Raw genomic sequence first — 21744 nt, forward strand, 5'->3', positions numbered from 1 at the left:
GCGTGAGCCCGGGAGGAGCCGGTCGAGGAGCGAAGATCGAGGAGAGGAGGGACGATCTGTGTCTCGGACGGGGATGAGGCTTCTCGTCACGCGCCGAGCTTAGCGTGAAATTGGAACGGGGACAGAGCTCACACGCGGGATCGATCGTGGTGTTCGGGGGCGGTTCGTGGGAAAGGGCGCAGGCTGACCGCGAAGTCGAGGCGAGGCGCGGCGAGGCGCGCTAGGCTCGGCGCGTGTCCGGCAAGGACGTTGCCGTCGTCGTCCTCCTCGTCGTGGGGTTCGCCGCGTTCGTGACCACGCACGTGTGGCTCGCGGCGAGGCTCTTTCGCCACGAGAGCTCGCGCCTGCGCGGGGTGATCGCGCTCTTTTGCCCGCCGCTCGCGCCGATCTGGGGATATCGACGCGGGCTCCGGAGAGGCGCGGCGCTCTGGGTGGTGTCGCTGTTGACGTACGTGGTGGCGCGGGTCGTCGCGCAATTCGCGTGAAACGCGGATTCAGCGCGTGAGCGGCTCGGGGGCTTGTTTGACGTGGCGCTCCCAGACGAGCTGGCTCGCGCCCTCGGCGACCCAGCGATCGCGCACCTTCGTGGCGATGGCGCGGTGCTCGGTGGCGACGACGGCGAAACCCTGGACGAGGCAGGTGCCGGGGAAGGATTGGTAGGCGGCGATGGCGCCGACGTAATCGTCGCGGCCGAGCAAGCTGTCGAGCCTGCCTTCGACGAGGTCGACGATCAGGGGTCGGACCTCGGCGCCGACGCTCTGGGTCATGCGGACGCGTTGTCGTTCGCCGATGCGGACGCCGTTGGCGTCGGCGATGGGCGTGGCCATGTCGATGAACTTGGCGATGCAGGCCTCGGGCTCGTTGGGGCCTTCGATGGTGGTGTACCAGATGGAGGCGACGGCGAAGTGGTCGTCGCCGTAGCGGTACGAGGCGCGGGTGGGGTGTCCGAAGATGCGGACCCTGCGCCAGTTTTTCCAGTCGACGAGGGGGACGTGGAGGGTGTTCCAGAAGTCCTTGCGATGCCCCCAGGGCTCGGCGGTGAGGCGGGTGAGGGCGGCGATCTCGGGATCGTCGGCGTCGCCGCCGGGCTTCTCGCGGGTGACGGTCTTGGGGTTGGGCGGCGCGCCGGGGGGCTGGGTGTTGGTCTGCTGCTGCGAGGCGCATCCGCCGGCAGCGAGGAGTAGAGCCAAGAGAGGAAGCAGACGCGGCAGCAGCATGGGCGAGCCCCTCCGGAAGGACGAGCAGAGAAGGTAGCAGGTAGACGGAGGTCACGACGAGACCACGCAGCGCGAGGGCGAGATCGCGGAGGGCGAGGGCGAGCTCGGGGACGTCGAGGACGAGGTCACGGTCGTCGAGGACGAGGTCACGGTCGTCGAGGACGAGGTCGCGGTCGTCGAGGACGAGGTCGCGGACGTCGAGGACGAGGTCGTGGACGTCGAGGACGAGGTCGGGGACGTCGAGGACGAGGTCACGGACGTCGAGGACGAGGTCACGGACGTCGAGGACGAGGTCACGGACGTCGAGGACGAGGTCACGGTCGTCGAGGACGAGGTCACGGTCGTCGAGGACGAGGTCGCGGTCGTCGAGGACGAGGTCACGGACGTCGAGGACGAGGTCACGGTCGTCGAGGACGAGGTCACGGTCGTCGAGGACGAGGTCGCGCGTTACGGCTTGCCGTTGCGGAGTTGATCGATCTCCGCCTGCAGCGCAGCCGCGCGACGTTCGGCTTCGTCGGCGCGCTTGCGCTCCTCCTCGACCCGCTTGCGCTCCTCCCTGAGCTGCCGCCGGGCCTCTTCGAGCGCGCGTTCGTCCTCCTCGCGCCGTTGCACGAGGCCGTCCACCATCGTCTCGAGCTGGCCGATGATCTCCTCCGATTCCAAAAGCGGCGTGCCGCCGACCACGAAGCGCAAGCGGCCCTCCACGAGCATCAACTCGAGCCCCAGCATCGCGGACGCATAACGACCCCCCTGTGGCACGATGGGCTGATACGCGCGCGCCCCCGGCGAAGGCAGCCGATGGCCCCGAAGGTTCAGCCGGCCGCGATCGAAGACGAAATACTCCGGGATGCCGAGCTCGGCGTAGAGCGCGACGTTCCGGTCGTGTTCGATGCGCTTTTCCCAGACCTCCTGCGGAGGAGCGCGCGGGTCCTCGGGATCGACGGTGAACACGTCCGGCCGGGTCATGGGGGATAAGGTAGCCCATTGCGCGCACGCATTTTGATCAGAAAATCCCGTCAACCATCGAGCGAGCGTGAACGCACGTTGACCTCGCCTCACGCCTCGGGGTCCTCCTCCCCACGGCCAGCCTGCGCTACATTTCCCCCGTGACCGATCGTGCCACCGCCCTCCGCGTCCTCGCTGCGCTCGGCCGTACGCCGATCGGAGGTGCGGCTGTCCTCGTCGGCTCCTCCGGCCTCTTCGGCTTCGAGACCCAGGTTCCGGCGTTGACGGAGGACGTCGATATCTCCATCCCCGAGCCACTCGCGGCGGCGCATGGCGACGCCATCGTCGCCGCGCTCGCCGCGCAGGGCTTCGAGCACGAGCACGGCACCGCCACCTTCGTGAGCGCGGACGGCGTGACCTTCGATCTGCTCGGCCACGGCGAGCCCGAAGAGGGGGATCACATCGGCGGCGCGGGTAGCCTGCGCGTGATGGTGTTCGAGGACATCTCACGCATCGTGGGAGAGCTCGACGCCACGATAGCCCTCCCGGAGGGAGGCAGAGCTCTGTCACCCGCCGGCTTCGTGGCCTCGAAGCTCCTCACCGAGCGCGCCCACAAGGGCACGAAGGACAAGCTTCAGGCGCTGCTCGTGATCGCAGAGCACGCCGGCGACCCTCCTTTCGAGGCCGAGCTCACGCGCCTCCTCGGCCGCATGGACGACGTGCGTCTCGACGACGTGCGCGCAGGTGCCCAGGACGCGGCGATCGCGCTCGGCCGCGATCCGACCTTCTCGGATGCAGGGGCCGAGGGGTATGCCTCGGCGCTCCGCCAGGCAGAGCTCGGCCTCGCGCGTCTCCTGCACCTCCTCGAGGACCTCCATGCCTGAACTTCGCCGCGCGTTGACCGCCGAGCAACGCCTCGCCGAGAGGCGCCGCGACCTCCGGTTGCTTCACAAGAAGCGCCTCGCGCGGGAGGTCGCCGGGCCCATCTTTCGCCGAATGGTTTCGATCGTCCCCATCGTCTTCCACCGTGAAGGCGAGGTCGTCGCGCGACGGCTGCGCTCCGATCCCCAGACCGTGATCGACGCCCTGCGCGACCAAGGTGTGTTCGCGCTCGATACCGCCATGCGGCTCGCATACGGCTTCGGGTTCCTGCCGGGCGGAGACGTCCAGGTCTACCTGCGAGACACGATGCCCCTCGCCGCTTTGGCATCCGCAGGCCTCGTCGATGACGCACCTCACGCAGATACGGTCCTCGTGAGGCCCTGGTCAGGGCCGCGTCGCCTCCTGGCTTGCCTGGTCGAGGAGCTGCCCGATTTCCGCGTGTCGAAGGGTGGTCATCGGATCGTCACGCAGGAGCGGTTGCGCCGCGAGCTCATCGGAGCCGTTGGCGCTCGGGCCGATCTGTTCACCCTGCTCGAGCGAGGCGAGCGGTCAGAAGCGCCCCCGTGACCGTACGCATCTCCGGCGAACCGTGTGGTAGGGTCGCGGGCGCGAGATCCCGCGCATGACCACGGAGAGCGTCCCCAAGAGCCCCGCCGAGCCGGGTGACGTCATCGCGGACAAGTACCGCGTCGAGCGCGTGATCGGCAAAGGCGGCATGGGGATCGTGGTCGAGGCCCAGCACACGACGCTGCCACAACGCGTGGCCATCAAGATCCTCCTGCCCGAGGCCACCAAGCAAGGCGACGCCGTCGAGCGTTTCCTGCGCGAGGCGCGCGCCGCCGTGTCGATCCAGAGCGAACACGTCGCGCGGGTCATGGACCTCGGCACGCTCGCGTCGGGCTTGCCGTACATGGTCATGGAGCTGCTCACCGGCGCGGACCTGCACGAGGTCCTGAAAGAGCGCGGGCCGCTGCCCATCACCGAGGCCGTCGACGCCATCCTCCAAGCCTCCGAGGCCATCGCCGAGGCGCACGTGCTCGGCATCGTGCATCGCGACCTCAAGCCCGCGAACATCTTCGTCACCACGCGACCCGACGGCTCGCCCCTCGTGAAGGTGCTCGATTTTGGCCTCGCCAAGGGCATGAAGAGCGACTCGCTCTACACGAGCCTCACCCAGTCGAACGTGATCATCGGCTCGCCATTTTACATGTCGCCCGAGCAGATCCGTGGCCTCAAGGGGCTCGACGCGCGCACCGACGTCTGGTCCCTCGGCGTCATCCTGTACCAGATCCTCACCGGCAAGCGCCCCTTCGAGGCCGACGCGACGCACGCGCTCTTCGTGATGATCGGCAGCGATCCTCCCTCGCCGCCGCGCTGGCAGAGGGCCGAGATCCCCGCCGGGCTCGAGGCCGTCGTGTTGCAATGCCTCGAGAAGAAGCCCAGCGACAGGCCACAAACCGTCGCCGAGCTCGCGCGGCTGCTCCTGCCCTTCGCCTCGGAAGAGGGGCGCATCTCGGTCGAGCGGATCCACCGCCTGCAAGGCGTCGCGCCGCCGCCACGGCCGCCCTCGATCGTCGAGGGGACAAAAGAAGGCGCGGCCCTCGCGCAGGCCGCGAAACAAGCGTTCGGCGAGGTGTCGATGTCGGACGCCGCCACGATGAAACGCGAGCTGCGCGTGTTGCTCGCGGCGCCCACGCTGCCCGCGCAGGAGACACCGCTGCAAGGCACGACCGTGGTGATCCCGAAGCCTGCCCCCGTCGCTCCGAGCCCCGTCGTGACGAGCCCCGTCGCGCCACGCGAGAGCTCACGCGGGCTCGTCGGGTTTCTCGTGGTCGCGGTCGTGGTGCTCGTCGTCGTCGTCGCCGTCGTGCTCGTCCTGCGAGCGGGGTGATATCGTCGTCCAGTCATGGACGTGATCTCCGCGGGACCGCTCCCCGTCGCCTCGCTCCTCTGGCAATCGCGGCCCGGCACGTGGGCGCTCACGGTCGTCTGCAAGGCGACGTTTTTGCTCGTGCCCACCGAGGCGCAGCTCGCGCCGGAGCAAGACCCGATCGTCGAGCAGGACGAGCACTGGGACGACGACGAGTCACGTAGCCTGCGCGCCGCGAGCGACATGGCCCCGCTCAAGCAACGCGCCGACGTGGTGCTCGTGGGCATGGCCTTCGCGCCCGAGGCGCAACCGACACGCGCGTTCGTGGCGCGGATGCTCGTCGGTGACGTCGACAAGTCGATCGAGGTCTTCTGCGACAGGTCGTTCTCGCTCGACGGCGCGCTGCAAGAGGGGCCGCGGATCACGCGCATGTCGTTGCGTTACGAGCGCGCGGGCGGAGGGCCGGACACCTGGAACCCCGCGGGCATGCGGCCCGACGCGCGGGATCGGCAGGGCCGCGTCGCCGTCCCCAACCTGCAGCCGCTCGACAAGGTGGTGAGCGGGCCCGGGGATCTGCTCACGCCGATCGGCTTCGGCCCGCTCGCGGCGCGCTGGCCGTCGCGACAGCAGAAGCTCGGTCGTCACGCAGGTCGATGGACACCCGCGGAGCTCTCGCGCGCGCCGGCGCCGGAGGACGTCGAGCTCGCGTTTTTTCAGATCGCGCCGCCCGATCAGCAGGTGGACGTGTTGCGCGACAACGAGCGCATCGTGCTCGACAACCTGCACCCGAAACACGCGCACCTCGTCACGAGCCTGCCGGGCCTGCGGCCGAAGGCCGTGCTCGCGGGTCGAGAGGGCGGGCCACGCGTGATCACGATGCGCGCCGATACGCTGGTGATCGACACGGAGCGCGCGGTCTGCACGTTGACGTGGCGGGCGCAGATCCCGCTGCGGAGCGCGCAGGAAGAGGGGCGCGTGACCGTGAGCCTGGAGCACGCGAGCAAGGAGCCCGCGCCACGCGAGGAGATGGGAAAGACGACGTTCCTCGGCGAGGAGCGAGCGCCGTCGGAGGACACGTTGCCCTTCAAGGCGAGCGCGGCGGGCGTGGTGGCGAGCTTCGCGCCTGCGTCCCCTCCGCCGCGTGCTCTGCTCGATCGGCCTCCTTCGGAGGGCACGGTGGCGATCGAGCGCGTGGACGCGCCTTCGCCCGCGGCAGCGCTTCCGTTCGCCGCGACGACGACGCAGAGCCCGAGCACACAAGGCCCGACGCCGCCTGCGTTGATCTTCGCGACGCCCGCGCCCGAGCCCGCGCCGGAGGCGAGCCCGTGGGCGAGCGGGGTGCCGCAGGTGCCGTCGCCCGACGCGCCGGGGACGGCGGCGCACGCGCGCGAGGGATTCGTTGCTGCTCGAAAGACCATCGGCGAGGCCGTGGTCGAGGGCGGGCTGCCGGTCGCGGTCGCGACGGCGAGCGCGGCGGCGGCTCCGGTCGAGGCGCCGGGCTTCACGGTCGCGGACGCGACGTATCGAGGCGCGGATCGAGGAGACGTGCTCGTGCTCGTGTGGCTCGATCGGCCGAGCATGCCGCGCGTCGTGCGCAAGCGCGGGTGGCAGCCGATCCTCGACGCGCTGGAGGAGGAGCCCGTCGATCCCGAGACGGACGATCCGGCGCTGTCGAGGGATCCGGCGGCGATCCAGGAGCGAGCGCAGGCGCACGTGATCCTCGATCGGGCCGCGCCGATGGGCTTCGAGGGCCTGCTCGACCTGGCGGTGCGGACGGCGAAGAGGCGGGGGCACACCGTGGCGCCGATCGAGCTGTGCGAAGGGGATCTCGTGTTGCCCTTCGACGAGGTGGAGGCGCTGCGGACAACGAAGGCGACGGCGATGCCCTTCGCGCAGGGCCACGAGGCGCTCACCGCCGCCGTGCGGGAGGCCGACGATTTCATCGGCTCGCCGGGGTACGAGAACGCGCGGGTGCTCGCGGAGCGTATGACCGGCAAGATCTTCGACAAGTTCGCGATGACGTCACACGCGCTCGCGGGCGACGACCTCGCCAAGCTGGTCGCGCGTTCGCTCGCCGAGGGGCGGCATTACCAGCGGCGCCGGCTGCTGGGCGGCTGGCACCTGCGCGCGCTCTTGCACGTGCCGGGCGAGCGGCAGCCGATGGTGGTGTATTTGCCGGCGGAGATCGCCGAAGAGCTCCCGCTGTTCTCGCGTTTCCCGGTGCGGATGCTGGTCGAGGTCCATTTCGCGGTGGACCCGGAGGAGAAGCTGCCGATCGTGCTCCGCGTGGTGGCGCTGGGGCGGGTGGTGCGGTTGCCGGAGGGGTGAAGGGTCCTTGCCGCGGCGATCTCTTCGTCGTCATCCCTGCCGAGAGAATCGCAGCACCTCGCCCGCCGTGCCCTCGACGAGAAGTGATACGATCTCCGTCCCCAGGATCTCGCTCCGCCGCCGCGGCGTACACGTCGGCCAGAAGGCCCGCAGGACGCGCGGATCATAAAACCGGAAATACAGCCGCTTCCCCGACGCCTCGTCCCGCACCATCAGCGACTGCCGCAATCGCCGACGCACCTCCTTGAACGGCCGCTCGCTCGTCAGATACACGCCCCAGCTCTCGCCCCAGCCGTCCTCCACCAGCACCGGGAGCAATGGCGAGCCCGCCTGGAGACGCACGAGGTAGGGCGCCACCTCGGCCAGCACATCCCCCTTCCGGCCCTCGTAGAGCGAGCGAAACTCGTCGTCGCAGGCCTGGAGCAAGGCGCCGACCCGCCGATCCCGGGCCGCGTCGAGAATGGCAAAGAGGTGCTCCTCTCGCGACAGCAAGGAGAGCGCCTCCCTGCGCGCCGCCAGGAGCTCCGGGGAAGGCAAAGGCAAGGGCGGCGTCGGCGGCAGCTCCGCGCGCAGATCGTCCGTGCGGACGCGGAACAAGAAACGTGTCCCGCCGGCGACGATCCACCCGCCATTCTTCAGCTCGGCCTCGTCCACGCGTTTGCCGTCGAGCTCCGTCCCCTGCCGGCTCAGATCACGCAATCGGCACGTGGCGCCGTCCCACGTGAGCTCGAAATGGTCGAGGGCCATCCGCTCGTCGCGCGAGACGATCAGATCCGCCCGCCCGCCGCGCCCGACCCGCAACGGTTCTCCCGCGACGAGCCGCACCCGCTGCCCCGAAGACGGGCCTGCGACGATGTAGAGGACGGCCCTCATGGCTCCCCGCTGGGATCGGCGAGCCCTCCCGGGTCGCACTCCTCGCAAAAAGGCAATCCCAGCGCGGCGGCCAGGAGCAGCACCTGGATTTGTGGCGTCGAGCCGATGTTCACGGTGGCGAAGCCGGTGCTGATCACCGCGCCGTCCACGGCCACATCACCGACGCGGGCGGCCGGCATGCCCCCGATGAAGACCGTCGGGCAGCCCTCCGCGATCTCGCTCGGCACCTCCTGGCAAAGAATCTCGTCCTCGACCCGCGCGGCCGGCTGGAAGCCGACGATCACGCTCGGGCTTCCCTCGGTGATGATCCCCGCGCCGTGGACCTCGCAGGTCAGCTCGTCGTCGATACGCGCAGCCTTGGGCATGGCTCAACCCTCGCCTTGTCCCGACGTCCCGCCCGGCGCGCCAGGCGGCCTGTCCCGCGGCTCGGCTTCCACGGCGTCCTCGGGCGCCGCGGGCGACGCGCCCTTGCCGAAGCCCGGAAAACCCCCGCTGTTGATGTTGACCAAGAGCCCCACGATATCGATGCCCATGGGGTGGAAATCGATGAAGCCGGCCGGGCCCTTGATGGTGAGCCTGAGCCCCGCCTCCAGGACCAGCGTCATCCCCGCCTTGAGGTGGATCTCCTGCCCCGCGTCGAGCGCGTAATCGGTCCCCACCTTCTCCTGCTTGCCCATCTGCACCGTCAACGAAACCCCACCATCGACCTGGCTCTTCTGGTCCATTTTCACGTGCAGGTGGTCCGCCGATTCGATGAGCTGCTTGCGTACGCCCTTCACCACCAGGTCCGACGTGCCGTCCACCGTCTCGAGCTTGTTGTGCTGCGTGCGCAGGACCTCGTCGTTCTTGACCAGCTTGTGCAGATCCCGCTCCGCCTGCACGTAGACGCGCTCGCTCCCGGCCTTGTCGTCGAACTTGATCTCGTTGTAGCCGCCCGTCGCCGGGGACGATTGGCTCTTCCACGTGCTCACGGTCATGTCGTCCGGCAGCTTGTAGGGCACCTGCTCGATCGCGTTGTAGACGCGCCCCGTGATGATCGGCCGGTCGGGATCACCGTCGAGGAACGTGACGAGCACCTCCTGTCCGATACGCGGAATGGTGATCATCCCGTAGGCCGTGCCGGCCCAGCCCTGGCTGACGCGCATCCAGCAGGAGCTGTTGTCGTCGCTTTTGCCCTCGCGATCCCAGGGGAATTGCACGCGCACCCGGCCGAACTCGTCGGTGTGGATCTCCTGGCCCGGCGGGCCCACCACGGTCGCGCTCTGCACGCCGAAGACCCGCGGGCGCGGGGTCTTGATGCGCGGACGATATGGCACGGCAGGGTCGGCGAAGACCGCGGTGCCGCTCATCGTCCATTCGTCGCCCGGCGCGCCCTCCACCGAAAACCCCGTGACGAGCAATCGCTGGCTCGAGGCGAGGCTCGGGTGCAGGTGGTCCTCGATCGTGAAGAGCGCGCCCGGGAAGAGGTCGAGGGTGTTCGTCTGAAACATGACGCGGCGTTTGTCGGCGCGCAGCGATTGCAGGCGGCGCGTCGCGAGGTCGGTGCCGTGGTTCGCGTCGTGCCGCGCGACGCCCTTGTCGTCCGCCACCGGCGTGCCCCCGCCGCCCATGGTGCCCTCCACGAGGAACGAGCCCGGGATGTACGCGTATTGCTCGTATCGGCTTTCGGGCCCGGCGGCGGGCGGGGCCTCGCCGAGGAGCTGGAAGGCGGGCTTGCGGAAATCGTGGTCGCGCATCACGTGGGCGCCCGGGCGGACCTCGTGGCCGAGGCGGACGAGCGAGAGGAACTCGCGCTGCGCCGACTGGTTCGGGTTGTCGACGAAGGGAATGGGCGGGCGCGGCGAGGCGGCGTGTAGCTTGTCGCCGAGCATGAGCTGTGAGCCCTCGCCGCCCTTGTCCGAGAACCAGAACGTTATGCCGGCCTCCTCGAGCAGGCGGGAGAGGAAGGTGAAATCACTCTCGCCGTACTGCACCTTGAACTCGAGCTTCGGGTAGAGGCCGCGATCGACCTGCCAGGTGGGCGAGAGGCCCCACTCGTCGAGCAGGACGTCGGCGATGTCGGGGATGGAGAGGTGCTGGAAGATGCGGTGGTTCGTGCGCTGGGTGAGCAGCCAGAGGTCGGGGACGATCTGGAGGGAATAGGTCGAGAGCCCGGTCTCCTCGGTCTGCGCCTGGGATTGCTCGATGTACCCGCAGACGCCCTTCCAGGCCCGGGTCCCCTGGTCCTTCACGTAGGTCCACCCGGCCACGATGCGCAAGCTGGCGGGTTTTCCGACGATGGCCTCGAGGTCGATGTCCGGCCGCTGCGCGCGCGCCACGACGTTCACGTGGAAGAGCTCGGAGATGGCCTCCTGCACGGAGAAGTTGTGCACCGTGAGCTGCGCACCGCCGGACAACGTGAGTTCGAGGATCGGCATGGCTGGCCGGCATCCTAACCGGTCCCGCCGCGGGCGAGATCATCAAAGTCGCCGGAGGGCGCTCAGGGGAAGGGGAGCGCCTTGGGCGGGTCGTTCGTGGTGAGCACGGCGCGGTGGGGGTAAATTTGCGACACGCGCAGGACGCGGTTGGCGACGACGTAGGGGCCGGCCGTCGTGGCGCGGCGAAAGAAGACACGCGCGTTCTCCTGCAGGTAAAACGACCACGCGCCGGCGCCGTCGCGCGACCCGAAGACGCAGCCGATTCCCCCGCAATCGATGAGCTTGAAGCTCGGGTCGCGGCCCCCCTCGTGCTCGGTGACGTGGCGGATGTAACGCTGCACGACGGGCGAGGCGAACGGCACCCCGAGGCGCTCGCCGCCGATGTAGTCGAATTTGTTGACCTCCACGAAGCGCCCGCTCGCGAAGGTGTCGGGCCGGCTCATCGCGAAGAGCGTCCGCCAGTGCGTGCTGCCGCTGCCTTTCCACGTCGTGGTCGTGGAGCCCGCGTGGAAGACCTCCGGGCTCTCGGGCTCGCCGCGAATGAAGACGGAGCAGCCCGTGAGCTCGACGGTGAAGAAGTACGGCGGATTCGCGGCGTCGGGGCCGAGCGCGTCGGCGCTGGGGATGGGCATGCTGACCTGGCCGCCGCCGGCGTTCCAGGGCAGGTACCAGGTGAGAAACTCGTCCGCGCCTGCGGGCGTGCCCGGCGCGTGGGGCTGCTGGGTGAGGACGTAGGCGAGGTGCCTGTCGGACGTGGCGAGGTGATTCTTGTCGAGGCGAGCCCTCCGCACGCGATGCGCGGGCTTGATCTCGTGGCGGGACTCGCCCGGGTAATGCGTGGCCACGGTGTCCTGGCTCAACGTGGGGCCGCCGTCGGGCACGACGGAGTGCGTCTGGGCGAACGCGAGGGGGCCCAGGTCGAGGAACTTCTTGGTGCCGCTGGCGCTGGGCATGCGGAACAGAAATGCGCGATCCGGGCGCGCAGGGCAAGCGGCTCGTTCCGCCCGGGCGACGCGGCCGCGGGGCGCCGCGCGCCTTGACGCGCGTCCCGAGCCCTGCTCTACCGGGCCCATGAGCGTGACGATGCACCAGGGTGCGGGGGCCCCGCGGAGGGCCCTGCTCGGCGCGACGGCGGTCCTTCTCGGGATCCTCGGAGCGACGAGCGGCTGCGTGGTCCTGAACGGCACCCGCGGCGGCGGGGCGGCCGGCGCCGCCACGTTCGAGGGCGACGAATGCGCCCGCGTTTATTACGATCTCGACGAGCACGATCCGTCCAGCGATTACAACCGCAACGACCGGAAGTTCCCGCTCCAGGAGGACCCGTCGCCCGAGGCGCAGATCCTCCTCGCGACGTGCACGCGGCAGTCGAAGCGAGGGACGCACGGGCACGAGATCCGGCAATGGAGCAAGATCAAGCCGCTCGACCCCGAGAAGGTGTATCTCGCGCTCGACGATCGCGACCTCGACATCGTCTCGGCGGCGATCAGCGCGGTGATCATCGGCAACGACGCGGTCGTGGCGCGTTACGAGCACGAGAAGAGGTACAAGGACGCGCGCTGGCAGGGCCTCGTGCTCCTGTATGCGTCGCTCATCGAGCGCGACGACCTCACGGCCGCGCTCTCGCGTGTCGCCGTCCCCGCAGAGGCCCGGGCGACGTTCCTCGCGCAATACGACGGCGCGGCGCAGCGTGCCCGCGCGGCGGGGCTCTCGCCCGAGGAGATGACGGTGTACGTGAAGATCCCCCTCGAGGTGTACGCGTCCCGGAGCGAGCATCACGAGGCGTACGCGGATCTTTACGACGAGCTCGACGCGCTCGGCGCGAAGTCCGAGAAGGCCCGCGGCAGCGCGGAGGCGGCCGCGGCGCTCGCCCCGGCGTTCGTCGATCTGCGGAGCAGGTTCGTCGCGAAATGCGGAGCGCTCGAATGCCGGACCCGGCCGCTCTGGGCGCACACGACGCGCGAGCTCGCGCTGCTCGCGGTGGCGGAGGGCAAGAAGCTCGACGCGATCGTGGAGTCGCAGATGCACGTGAAGGAGGGCAGCTACCTCGGCGGCTTCGTGCAGGCGGTCACGGCGGCGCAATATGCCGAGATGAAGCGGATGCGCGACGCGCGCGAGAAGTACGAGAAGGCAAAATCGAACGGCATCGACGAGCAGACGGCGCGGACGCTGGCCGGCGGCACGACGGGGTATCGCTGGCCGAGCGGTGCGCTCTTCCGGGTCGAGCTGCGCCTGCCGGATTATGCGAAGGCGCTCGACGAGAAGCGCGGCGGATACTCACGCGGCGGCGCGTATCCCGTGGCGAACGTGCAATCCGTCGGCGGCGGCGTGAAGCTCACGTTCGAGAAGGACCGCCGCGAGTCGCGGGAGGCCTACAATTGCCGGACGACGAACCGGATCTCGCGTATTCACCGGGACGGCCGGCTCGAATACGAGGAGGTCTGCAATTACCGTCCGGTGACGGTCGAGTCGGAGCGGCACAAGCCGGTCACGATCCCGGCGGCGGAGGGCAAGCGCGTCCAGCGCGGGGATGTCGTGACGTTCGTCGCGCTCGGCGAGGAGGCGCGGATCATCGAGGTGAAGCGGGGCGACGCCGTGGTGCAGCTCCGCGGGGACGCCCTCTCGGCGTCGAAATGACCGGCGGGGCGTGGAGGCGGGGACGATGACTCTTTCGTGGTTCCGCGCCTCGCCGCTGGTCTTTGGGGTCGCGCTCGTCTCGGGTTGTGGCTCCGCCGAGGATCCGCGCCCGCCTGCGCCGCCCGCTTCCATTTGCGCCGCCCTCCCTTGCGAGGGCGGCGGCGGGGCGTGCGAGCCTCTCGTGATCGAGCCGAACGTGGTGATGGGGGCGCTCTCCTCCGACGCCGAATCGATCGTCGTGCGTGAATGGGCCGCCGTCGGCTCCATCCGCCGCCTGCCGAAGCCGGGCTGCTCGGTCCCTCTCCTCGACGTCGGGGGCCTGCGCGTGGAGTGGGCCGTCGTCGCGAGTGATTACCTCGCCTGGACCCAGCAGGGGAACGAGGGCACGTGCCACGTATCGAATTTGACGTGGTGTGATCCGAGGAATTGTGATCCCGAGGTCATCGGCGTGCTCGGGGCGCAGCCCGAGTTCGAGAGGCTCGCCGGGCTCGCGCTCGGGGACGAATTTCTTTATTACATGCTCGCCGACGGGCTCGTGGGCCGGGTGGCGCGTGGGTCGGACGAATACGAGGCGCTCTGGGTCGATCCGGCCTACACGCCGGGGGACGTCGCGCCCATCCTCCACGACCTGCGCCTGCACGACGGTCGTCTTTATTTCACGCGCTCGGCGATGGGCGACGACGTCCCCGACTCGTGTGTCGACGGCGAAAAGAGCAGTACGGGCGCGGTGATGACGATCGAGCCCGTCGCCTCGGCCGAGGCGGTCACGCTGGCCGCGGACGTGAATGGCGCGACGAGCCTCGATGTCGGCGGCGAATACGTCTTTTTTTTCGCGGACGACGGCACGTTGCTCCACCGCGTCCCGCGAGCGGGCGGCGCCGTGGAGGCGCTCCTGCCCGGCGGCGAGCTCGTCCTCGCGGATCCGGCGACGGACGGGAGGCTCGCGACACGCCCGCCGATCGAGGTGCAGGGGGACTGGGTGTACTTCGGGGCGAAGACGGCCGACGGGGGGAGGGCAATCGCGCGGATCCGGGCGAGCGGCGCGGCGTGGAACGCGGAGGCGGCCGAGGTCGTGGCGCGTCCGGCCGGGCGCTTCCATTTCGTGGCGGATGAGGAGGGGGTTTACTGGATCGAATGTCCAACGAACGAGGATTGCGGGGCGGGGCGGCTCCTGGGGCGCGCGCTGCCGCCGTGAGCTTCGAGAGCGTAAAACACGAGCCAGCTCGCGTCCTTCACGGGGCTGGGTACGGGCGTTGCAGCGATCTCCGGGGCGCGCACCTTCGTGGTGCGACGCGATGCACGGTTACACAGGAGGTTCGCCATGTCCCATCCCGCCGGAGAGCGACTTCGTTGCGACGATTGTGGTGCGGAGATCGTGTACACGAAAGCCTGCAACTGCCCGGAGCGCGAGCCGAAGGCCCACGCGGACATCTGCTGCGGCAAGGAAATGCGGAGCCTCGGCGTCGACGCGGCGCCCCAGCAGACGCGTAAAGCGTCCTGACGCGCTCGGTCCTGCGCGTGGTGGCGGTGGTTGAGGGCTTGCCATCCTCCGGTACGCGGACGCGGCCTGAGCAGCGCGCCATCCATCTCCGAGCGAAGCCGGACCCCGCCCGCCTTCGCCGCCGGTCGACCCCGAGCGAAGCCGGTCCCCGCCCGCCTTCGCTGCCGGTCGACCCCGAGCGAAGCCGGTCCCCGCTCCCCTTCGCTGCCGGTCGACCCCGAGCGAAGCCGGTCCCCGCTCCCCTTCGCCGGAATGCTGCTCCGATTGCGTCGCGACCGCTCCGCTTTCCGTCCACCACACCGACCGAATTTTCCGGCATGCCCCGAAGGAGGCTCTGCATGGATACCTCGCTCGCTGCGTTCTTCAATGTCTACACGTTGACTCGCGGTCGCCGCCACTTCGCCGTCGCGCAGGTGCGCAAGGCTGCCCTCGTCACAGGTGATCTCGACATCGCCTCGTTCGCGACCTCGTGCGTCGAGCACGAAAAGGAGCTGCGCACCCTCGAGGCGAAGTGGGCCGCGCAGGAGGAGAAGCCCCCGGCGTTCGCCCCCGAGGCGAAGCCGATCGATCTCGCCATCGACGGCGTGCTCGGCGCCATTCGTGATACCGCGGAGCGGCAGGTCGATGCGTCCGCGCCGGGGGATCCCATCGCCAAGAGCGGCGCTGCGTTGCTCGAGGAGATCTTTCCCCGCGGGCTCTTCGCCGTGACCTCGCTCCCCTTCGTGGAGGAGCTCTGCGAGGTGGAGCGGATCCTCGGCGTGCTCGAAGATCCGGCGCGCGTCGCCACGGTGCAGGATCTCGGGCTCTCGCGTTACGTCGCGCGGCTCTCGGATCTGGTGAAGCAATATCGCGCCGCGCTCGAGCTGCCGCTGCCGAAGCGGGTCACGTTCGCCGAGGTGAAGGCCGCGCGGAACGAGGGGCAGCGCCGGATGCTTCAGCTCATGGCCATGATCGTCGGCCGGTATCCGTCGGAGTCGGCGGAGGACCAGGCCTGTCGTCTGGCGCTGCTCGGGCCCATCGTGCAGCAGAACGAGGCGATCGGTCAGGCCCTGCGCGCACGCCGAGCCGCTGAAGACGTGAATCCCGAGACAGGCGAGCCCGAGCAAGCGCCCGTCGCGAGCGCCGCCCCGGTGGTCACGATGAACCCCGCCTGACGCGCTCTCTCCTCACCCACCCCAACCCTCCCTCTCCACGTCGTGGGGAGGGAGGGAGGCTCAGATCGTCACTTCCCGCAGCGAGATCCGGTTCTTGTCGAACACGCCGAGCCCGAGCTCGCTCGCGATGCGGATGTACGTCGGCTCCCGCCCTGCGTCCTTCAGCGTCGGCAGGCCGTTGTCCTTGCGCCACTGCTCGATGATGCCCCAGCCGAGCGTGTCCATCGCGACCGGGTCCGTCGTCGCGTAGACCGCCTCGTGCAGGACGCGGCGCTTCTTGTTCTTGTCGAGCGGGCCCTCGTCGTAGATCAGCTTGAAGCCGTCGACGATGTGCAGGCGCACGCGGCTCTTCACCACGTCCTGCGCGTAGAGCTCCGCGATCTGCGGGCTCGCGTTGTGCTGGTGGAAGGCGTGCGGGTTGATCGTCGCGCCGTGCGTGATGTTCTTCAGGCAGCCCGTGAAGCCGCAGATCGAGTGATCCTTGATCATCCCGATGTTGATCACCGCCGTCGCCTCCGTGAACGGGCGGACGAACTTCGTCGGGATGCCCATCACGCTGCGCTCGGGCATCGTCGCGTCCTTGTTCTCGTGCACCGCCGTCAGGATGCCCGCGGGCAGCGCCGGGTCCGGGCCCTTGTTGCGGTCCCAGATGCGCGTGCCCTCGAGGAACTTCGGGTACTGCTCGAAGATCATGATGTTCCCAGCAGGCACGCCCGCCGCCATCACGCCTCGCACGATCTCGAGGATGAGCTCGCGGTTCGTCGCCATCGTGAAGCCCTTCTGACCCGCGATGCCGTTCGGCTTGATCGCGACCTTGTCGTCCTTGTGGACGAACTTCGCGAAGGCCGCGCCGAGATCACTCTTGCCCGTGAGCTCGGCCATCACGCGCTCGAGCATGAGCTTCGCCGCGCCCTCGGTCGGCCAGAGGCCGTTCGGCTGCATCACGTTCGACTTCGCGACCTTCACGACCTTGCCCGGGATCGAGAGCGGCACGAAGCCCGCGGGGGGCCGGGCGACGATGCCGGAGCCCTGCGCGAGCGCTCGCTCGGCGCCGAGCAGCGCGGCAGAGGCCGCGGCGGCGCCGAGGAGGGTGCGACGTGAGAACGAGGCCTCGGAGGACGGGGAAAAACGAGGGTCGGACATGGTCACCTGCTCGGGGCCATCGTAGCGCAGGTCCAGGCATAGGTCCGCCGGCGTCGCCACCCCGCCGCCATGGCGGCGCCAGCCCCGCGTGAGCCGTTTGCTTCCCAAAAGACGCGCCTTCGTGCGCCGCCGCTCGTGGCACGAAGATCGCCGAAGAGGCCGTCGAGGAGGCTCTCGATGGAACTTTCGGCAGAGGAAGAGAAGAGGGGAAGCTCGTGGGCAAGGACGTTCTTCGTGGCGATCGCGGCGCGGGTTCGCGGGTCGGCCTGGACGCCGCTCGCGGGGAAAGCCGCGCTCGGCGCGCTCGGGTTTCTGGCCCTCGCCTTCGTGGGATCGGGCGCGGCGGCGGATCTGATGCCGCGTCGCGTCGGGACGTACCTCGGTCCGCCCGTGACGAGCGCGAGCGCCAGCGCAGCGCCACCCGCGCCGGCAGCGGATGCGGGAGCAGAGACGGCAGCGGCAGCGGATGCGGCAGCGGATGCGGCAGCGGCGACACCCATCACTGCGATCACGGCCGATGGAAGGGTGATCCTGAACCTCGCCACCGAGGACGACCTGCGGAAGCTGCCGGGCGTCGGGGCCACGAAGGCCAAGGCGATCCTCGCGCTCCGGGCGAAGCTCAAGAAGTTCAAGCGGCCCGAGGATCTGCTGCGCGTGAAGGGCATCGGGCGCAAGTCGCTCGCGAAGCTCCGGCCGAAGCTGCTCGTCGACCCGCCGTAGCGCCCGCTCGCAGGGGCGTGCCAGACTGCGCGCCCATGCGAACGCGCCTCTTCGCCGCCCTCGTCTCGATCACCGTCGCCGCCTGCGCCGAGAAGCCCGCCGGGGACTCCGCCGCGCCCGAGGGCACCGGCGCGCCCGCGCCCACGTCCGCCGCGCCCGCGCCCACGCCGACGGCCGCGGCGCCCGTCACCGCGCCCGATGACCTCGACACGGCGGCGCTGAAGAAGACGCTCAAGTGCGCGGCCGACGCGAAGAGCGGGCCCTGCGCCGTGGTGAACGCGTTTGGATCGTGCAAGCCGTGGAACGCGGTCGTGCCCTCCGGAGACGGTCGGTGGATCGGGCGCGGGGTTCGCGTCGAGGGAGGCAAGACGACCGAGGAGGTCACGATCCTCCGCGCGCGCCGCGTGCCCGCGAACGAGGTCGGCCCGGGGCAGTTGCCCGCGAAGGTCGGCATCGCCGACATCACCAAGGAGGACGGCGCCGCGTTCACGCAAGCGGACCGGCTGATCCGGACCCTCGAGCGCTCCGACGTCCCGCCGAGGAGCAACGCGACGCTCGCGTACCTGAAGAAACGCGAGACCTGGCCGGAGGGGTTTTCCATGAAGACCGTCGGGGGCCAGGTGTACGTCGCGTCCGAGGGAGGCGCGTTCGTCTGTCAGGGACCCAAGCAGGAGCTCTACCTCGTCCGGCGCGCCGCGACGCGGGGCGGATCGGGCGACGGGCTCTACGCGACGCTCTTTGCCGTGAGCTGGTAAAACACCCATCGAGCGCGCAGGCCGGACAGGGAGAGCGAGGCGCGCGCGTGAGGAGGCCCTACGCGCCCTCGCGCCTGTGCTAAGGACGCGGCGTGTCCCGCTCCGATGGCCGTAGCCCCGCCGAACCTCGCCCCGTCGAGATCGTCCCGCACTTCCACCGCAACGCCGAGGGCTCCGTGCTCTACCGCGCCGGCGGCACGGTCGTGCTCTGCACCGCGTCGATCGACGCCGTCGTGCCCGCGTGGATGGCCGGCAAGGGCAAAGGCTGGCTGACGGCGGAGTACCAGATGCACCCGCGCGCGAGCCGCGCCCGCAGGGAAACACGCGAGGGGCGCGGCAAGCAGCCGAGCGGGCGCACGCAGGAGATCCAGCGCCTCATCGGGCGCGCGCTCCGCAGCGCGATCGACCTCGACGCGATCGGCGAGCGCACGATCGTGATCGACTGCGACGTGCTCGAGGCCGACGGCGGCACGCGCACGGCGTCGATCACCGGCGGCTTCGTGGCCATGGCGCTCGCGCTCGCGAAGCTACGCGCCGCGGACGTGATCGCGCCGGTGCTCAGGGATCAGGTGGCGGCGATCAGCGTGGGTCACGTCGGCGGCGAGGCGATGCTCGACCTCGTCTACGAGGAGGACAGCAAGGCGCGCGTCGACCTCAACGTCGTGGGCACGGCGCAAGGATCGATCGTCGAGGTGCAAGCGACGGCCGAGGGCGAGGCGATCGCGCGGCGCGACCTCGACGCGATGATCGACGTCGGCCTCGCGGGCGTGGCGAAGCTCGTGAGCATGCAACGCGGCGCGCTCGCGAGCGCGGGCGTCGAGCTCGCGGCCCTGTTCCAGGCGGGGAGATTCGCGTGAGCGAGACGAACCTGCCGCTGTCGATCCTCGTCGCCACGACGAACCGCGGCAAGCTCGCCGAGCTCGGCGCGATCTTCGCCGACCTGCCGATCAAGCTCTTGCCGCTCTCGCAGGTGCTGCCCGATCTGCCGCCGATCATCGAGGACGGCGCGACCTTCGTGGACAACGCGCGCATCAAGGCGCGCACGGCGTCCGAGGCCGCGATGATGGTGACGCTCGCGGAGGACGCGGGGCTCGAGGTCGACGCGCTCGCGGGCCGGCCCGGCGTGCGCTCGGCGCGCTTCGCCAAGGAGGGCGCGACCGACTCGGAGAACAACGCGGCCTTGCTCGCGGCGCTCGAGGAGATCGACGACGAGCAGAGGACGGCGCGCTTCCGCTGCACGATGGTGCTGCTCGATCCGTGGAACGAGGTCGAGCCCGAGGTGGTCTGCGAGGGCCGCTGCGAGGGGACGATCGCGCGCGTGGCGCGCGGCGCGGGCGGCTTCGGTTACGACCCGCTCTTCATCGTGAAGGGCGACGGCCGCGCTCGCACCATGGCCGAGCTCGGCGACGACGAGAAGAACCGCATCAGCCACCGCGCCGAGGCGGCGCGCGCGATGCGGCCGTTCCTGGAGGCGCTGATCGAGAGCAGGCGCGCGACGGTGGCGCGCGTGGTGGGCGAGCGGTGAACGGGAACGAGCGCAAGCGTCCGCCCAAGGTCGAGGAGTGGCGCGGCGTGGGCAGCCTCGGGACGATCGGCCTCGAGGTCGTCCTCTCGATCGCGTTTGGCTACTTCGGCGGGCGCTGGCTCGACGGGAAATTCGGCACCGAGCCGTACCTCGCGATCCTCGGCTTCTGCTTCGGCGTCGGCGCGGCCGTGAAGGCCTTCCAGCGCGCCTTGCGCGAGATGAAGGCGCAGGCCGAGCGCGAGGAGCGCGAGCAAGGCAACCCCTTGCCGCGCTACGAGACGCGCGACGAGAAGAAGGAAGAGCCTCCGATCACGAAGGCGGACGACGCGGACGCGGCGAACGAGGACGAGGAGGGGAGGGGAGGCCGATGAGCGACGCGGAGAACGCCAAGCCTGGCAAGCTCGACGCGCCGATGCGCGCGGCGCTCTTCGGGGTGATCGGCGCGGCGGTGGTGCTCTCGCTCGGTTCGCTCGTCGTCGTGAGCCCGCGGTTCGCGCTCGGCGTGGCCATCGGCGGGGCCTTGGCGCCCTTGAACCTCTGGGTGTTCGCGCAGGTGGGCGAGGCTTTTCTGGCCCGGCGTGGCAACACCGCGCCCTGGGCGGTGATCGGCGCCCTGAAGCTCGTGCTCTTGCTGGGCGGGGTTTGGCTCATCCTGCGCAGCGGGATCGCGTCGGGGCTCTCCCTCATCGTGGGTTACGGGGCGCTGCCGATCGGGATCACCGTGGGGACGCTGTTTGGCCCGAAACCCCCCGAGGACGGTCCGGAGGCCGACACGACGCGAAGATCTTTCGGGGACGCGCCGCGAAAAGATGTGCTAAAGGCGAGGCCCGCCGACGAGGGGGACCCCTCGAACGAGCCGTGAGATCGAGATTGGAGCGCTCCGCCTGACGGAGCGACGACGGTCATGCCCGAGCATACTGGTTTTCTGACCTTCCTCCTGGCCCACCTCCCTGGTCTCCGCGAGAACGCGAAGAACCTCGGCCACACGTTCATCGGCCACGAGCCGATGAGCTACCACTCGGTCGAGCCGATCTTCTCGAGCATGATCATCCTGCTCGTCTTCATCGGGATGTCGATCGCGGTGCGCGGGAAGTTCCGGCGGCTCGACGAGTCGGTGGTCCCGGACGATCGGCTCAGCCTGCGCACGTTCTTCGAGGCGTTCTTCGGCTACTTCTACAACATGGCCAAGGACGTGATGGGGCCGGAGAACGCCAAGCGGTACTTCCCGCTGATCGGCGGCGCCGCGGGCTTCATCTTCTTCTCGAACGTCTCGGGCTTGATCCCCGGCTTCTCGCCGCCCACGTCCAGCCTGAACGTCACGCTCGGCTGCGCGCTGCTCGTCTTCCTCTCCTTCAACATCTGGGGCATCAAGCAGAACGGCTGGAGCTACATCGCGCACCTCGCGGGCCCGAAGTGGTATCTCGCGCCGCTCATCTTCCCGATCGAGGTCATCTCCACGTGCGTCCGTCCGATCACGCTCAGCGTGCGTCTGATGGTCAACATCGCGGTCGACCACCTCATCGCCTCGGTCTTCTTTGGCCTCGTGGCGATCTTCCTGCCGCTGCCCGTGATGATGCTCGGGCTCATCGTGATCGTCGTGCAGACGCTGGTGTTCTGCCTCTTGAGCAGCATCTACATCGGCCTCGCCACGGAGCACCACCACGCGGAACACCACTGAGGCGACCCCCTGGAAGATCGCGGTGGGAATCCTCAAAAAGTCGCTAGCCAAACTGCCGAATTCGGATTAGAGCGGGGCCGCCCGAAGCGAAGCCCCCGAGCC

At 69.6% G+C, this 21744-nt stretch carries 24 protein-coding genes; 17 read left to right on the forward strand and 7 right to left on the reverse strand.

The window, feature by feature from the left end; genetic code table 11:
* The first annotated feature begins 233 nt into the window (after positions 1–233).
* Positions 234–485, forward strand: coding sequence for a hypothetical protein (locus GF068_RS33635; protein ID WP_206079601.1), 252 nt, complete (start codon positions 234–236; stop codon positions 483–485).
* A gap of 9 nt (positions 486–494) precedes the next feature.
* Here the strand turns inward: GF068_RS33635 and GF068_RS33640 are convergent, their stop codons facing one another.
* A complete protein-coding gene (locus GF068_RS33640; protein ID WP_240807771.1) occupies positions 495–1190 on the reverse strand; it encodes a hypothetical protein in 696 nt (231 codons plus the stop codon).
* A 238-nt stretch (positions 1191–1428) separates the two neighbouring features.
* Between GF068_RS33640 and GF068_RS33645 the strand changes: the two genes are divergently transcribed.
* Positions 1429–1689 (forward strand): hypothetical protein, encoded by a 261-nt coding sequence (locus tag GF068_RS33645; RefSeq protein ID WP_153823620.1) that lies wholly within the window; start codon positions 1429–1431, stop codon positions 1687–1689.
* Here GF068_RS33645 and GF068_RS33650 read toward each other — a convergent pair.
* Positions 1665–2183 (reverse strand): PDDEXK family nuclease, encoded by a 519-nt coding sequence (locus GF068_RS33650; protein WP_153823621.1) that lies wholly within the window; start codon positions 2181–2183, stop codon positions 1665–1667. The genes GF068_RS33645 and GF068_RS33650 overlap by 25 nt on opposite strands.
* 140 nt (positions 2184–2323) lie before the next feature.
* Here GF068_RS33650 and GF068_RS33655 point away from each other — a divergent pair, with 140 nt between their 5' ends.
* From GF068_RS33655 to GF068_RS33670, 4 genes are read left to right on the forward strand one after another with little or no spacing between them, the layout of a single operon-like run.
* A complete protein-coding gene (locus GF068_RS33655; RefSeq protein WP_153823622.1) occupies positions 2324–3046 on the forward strand; it encodes a hypothetical protein in 723 nt (240 codons plus the stop codon).
* Complete coding sequence (locus GF068_RS33660) at positions 3039–3611, forward strand: hypothetical protein (protein ID WP_153823623.1); 573 nt, start codon at positions 3039–3041, stop codon at positions 3609–3611. The genes GF068_RS33655 and GF068_RS33660 overlap by 8 nt, the downstream gene beginning before the upstream one ends.
* 55 nt (positions 3612–3666) lie before the next feature.
* Complete coding sequence (locus tag GF068_RS33665) at positions 3667–4935, forward strand: serine/threonine-protein kinase (RefSeq protein WP_153823624.1); 1269 nt, start codon at positions 3667–3669, stop codon at positions 4933–4935.
* A gap of 15 nt (positions 4936–4950) precedes the next feature.
* Positions 4951–7242 carry a DUF2169 family type VI secretion system accessory protein gene (locus GF068_RS33670; protein WP_153823625.1) on the forward strand — a complete coding sequence of 764 codons (2292 nt, stop codon included), beginning with the start codon at positions 4951–4953 and terminating at the stop codon, positions 7240–7242.
* Between the two features lie 30 nt (positions 7243–7272).
* Here GF068_RS33670 and GF068_RS33675 read toward each other — a convergent pair whose 3' ends face one another.
* The 4 genes from GF068_RS33675 to GF068_RS33690 all read right to left on the reverse strand — a co-directional run bounded on the left by GF068_RS33675 (position 7273) and on the right by GF068_RS33690 (position 11485).
* Positions 7273–8115 (reverse strand): DUF4123 domain-containing protein, encoded by an 843-nt coding sequence (locus GF068_RS33675; RefSeq protein ID WP_153823626.1) that lies wholly within the window; start codon positions 8113–8115, stop codon positions 7273–7275.
* The gene (locus tag GF068_RS33680; protein WP_153823627.1) at positions 8112–8480 is read right to left on the reverse strand and encodes a PAAR domain-containing protein; all 369 of its coding nucleotides are present in this window, start codon (positions 8478–8480) and stop codon (positions 8112–8114) included. Before GF068_RS33680 ends, GF068_RS33675 begins: the two co-directional genes overlap by 4 nt.
* A gap of 3 nt (positions 8481–8483) precedes the next feature.
* Positions 8484–10532 (reverse strand): type VI secretion system Vgr family protein, encoded by a 2049-nt coding sequence (locus GF068_RS33685; protein WP_153823628.1) that lies wholly within the window; start codon positions 10530–10532, stop codon positions 8484–8486.
* A 62-nt stretch (positions 10533–10594) separates the two neighbouring features.
* Positions 10595–11485, reverse strand: coding sequence for a hypothetical protein (locus GF068_RS33690; RefSeq protein ID WP_153823629.1), 891 nt, complete (start codon positions 11483–11485; stop codon positions 10595–10597).
* Positions 11486–11615: 130 nt separating this feature from the next.
* On the opposite strand from GF068_RS33690, the gene GF068_RS33695 reads away from it, so the two are divergent.
* From GF068_RS33695 to GF068_RS33710, 4 genes are all read left to right on the forward strand, one after another.
* Positions 11616–13166 carry a hypothetical protein gene (locus GF068_RS33695; protein ID WP_153823630.1) on the forward strand — a complete coding sequence of 517 codons (1551 nt, stop codon included), beginning with the start codon at positions 11616–11618 and terminating at the stop codon, positions 13164–13166.
* A 25-nt stretch (positions 13167–13191) separates the two neighbouring features.
* Entirely contained in the window at positions 13192–14361 is a 1170-nt protein-coding gene (locus tag GF068_RS33700; RefSeq protein WP_153823631.1) for a hypothetical protein, read from the forward strand.
* 126 nt (positions 14362–14487) lie between these two features.
* Complete coding sequence (locus GF068_RS33705; RefSeq protein ID WP_153823632.1) at positions 14488–14667, forward strand: hypothetical protein; 180 nt, start codon at positions 14488–14490, stop codon at positions 14665–14667.
* Positions 14668–15005: 338 nt separating this feature from the next.
* On the forward strand, positions 15006–15821 hold the full coding sequence (locus GF068_RS33710; protein WP_153823633.1) for a hypothetical protein: 816 nt from the start codon (positions 15006–15008) through the stop codon (positions 15819–15821).
* A gap of 60 nt (positions 15822–15881) precedes the next feature.
* Here the strand turns inward: GF068_RS33710 and GF068_RS33715 are convergent, their stop codons facing one another.
* Complete coding sequence (locus GF068_RS33715; RefSeq protein ID WP_153823634.1) at positions 15882–16964, reverse strand: DUF362 domain-containing protein; 1083 nt, start codon at positions 16962–16964, stop codon at positions 15882–15884.
* Positions 16965–17141: 177 nt separating this feature from the next.
* Here GF068_RS33715 and GF068_RS33720 point away from each other — a divergent pair, with 177 nt between their 5' ends.
* The 7 genes from GF068_RS33720 to atpB all read left to right on the forward strand — a co-directional run bounded on the left by GF068_RS33720 (position 17142) and on the right by atpB (position 21642).
* Positions 17142–17684, forward strand: coding sequence for a ComEA family DNA-binding protein (locus GF068_RS33720; RefSeq protein WP_153823635.1), 543 nt, complete (start codon positions 17142–17144; stop codon positions 17682–17684).
* Between the two features lie 35 nt (positions 17685–17719).
* Entirely contained in the window at positions 17720–18439 is a 720-nt protein-coding gene (locus GF068_RS33725; protein WP_153823636.1) for a hypothetical protein, read from the forward strand.
* Positions 18440–18531: 92 nt separating this feature from the next.
* Positions 18532–19296: a ribonuclease PH gene (gene rph, locus GF068_RS33730; protein WP_338046682.1), complete on the forward strand. Its 765-nt coding sequence runs from the start codon at positions 18532–18534 to the stop codon at positions 19294–19296.
* Entirely contained in the window at positions 19293–19964 is a 672-nt protein-coding gene (gene rdgB / locus GF068_RS33735) for an RdgB/HAM1 family non-canonical purine NTP pyrophosphatase (RefSeq protein ID WP_338046683.1), read from the forward strand. The genes rph and rdgB overlap by 4 nt, the downstream gene beginning before the upstream one ends.
* On the forward strand, positions 19961–20335 hold the full coding sequence (locus GF068_RS33740; RefSeq protein ID WP_338046684.1) for an AtpZ/AtpI family protein: 375 nt from the start codon (positions 19961–19963) through the stop codon (positions 20333–20335). Before rdgB ends, GF068_RS33740 begins: the two co-directional genes overlap by 4 nt.
* Positions 20332–20826 (forward strand): ATP synthase subunit I, encoded by a 495-nt coding sequence (locus GF068_RS33745; RefSeq protein ID WP_206079602.1) that lies wholly within the window; start codon positions 20332–20334, stop codon positions 20824–20826. Before GF068_RS33740 ends, GF068_RS33745 begins: the two co-directional genes overlap by 4 nt.
* Before the next feature lie 42 nt (positions 20827–20868).
* A complete protein-coding gene (gene atpB / locus GF068_RS33750) occupies positions 20869–21642 on the forward strand; it encodes a F0F1 ATP synthase subunit A (RefSeq protein WP_153823637.1) in 774 nt (257 codons plus the stop codon).
* Positions 21643–21744: the final 102 nt, after the last annotated feature.

Origin of the sequence: Polyangium spumosum (assembly GCF_009649845.1) — a bacterium.
Taxonomy (GTDB): Bacteria; Myxococcota_A; Polyangia; order Polyangiales; family Polyangiaceae; genus Polyangium; species Polyangium spumosum.